This window comes from Methanobrevibacter curvatus (assembly GCF_001639295.1).
In the GTDB taxonomy this organism is placed as follows: domain Archaea; phylum Methanobacteriota; class Methanobacteria; order Methanobacteriales; family Methanobacteriaceae; genus Methanoflexus; species Methanoflexus curvatus.
This window is the reverse complement of the sequence record NZ_LWMV01000147.1, coordinates 1-531: the sequence shown is the minus strand read 5'-3', so window position 1 is coordinate 531 and position 531 is coordinate 1. Positions and strand designations below refer to the sequence as shown.

1 pseudogene is annotated in these 531 nt (G+C 23.5%); it reads right to left on the bottom strand.

What is annotated here, in order from left to right:
* Window positions 1-408: pseudogene (locus tag MBCUR_RS03585) on the bottom strand (hypothetical protein); the annotation flags it as partial.
* Window positions 409-531: the final 123 nt, after the last annotated feature.

The following is a 531-nucleotide window of genomic DNA, read 5'->3' as shown; positions in this document are numbered from 1 at the left end:
AACAGCCTCTTTTTTGAACTTTTTTACATAATTAGAGTTCGGTTCAACAATATCATCAATATTAGTAGAGAAATAAAAGTTTTTTCCACCATTACATTTCTTATTGCAAATATATTTCTGAATTTTAAATGTTTCTTTCCCTTTATCTGGAAATATTAGGTTTCTATTCTTAGTACCATATAATGATACATCTCTACTTCCACAATTAGGGCAACATTTATGTCTCATAGCTAAATGTGTAATACCTTTTTTTTGATAGATTTTAAGTTTTTTACTCGCATTTAAACTAATTCCTAATTTAGCCCTAACATGATCTCCACAATCCAACAAGTTATCACTAAAATAATCAATATTTACCTGATTATTATCCAAACTAGAATTTGTAGTAACTGATTTAATAAAAGTCATATTATATAATATATAATTACTTATATATAAGCTTTTAGGCAATAAAAAAGAAAACACAAAAATAATAACAGATAAAACAAAAAAATAAAATATATACAAAAGAATTATAAGAAACAAAGAATT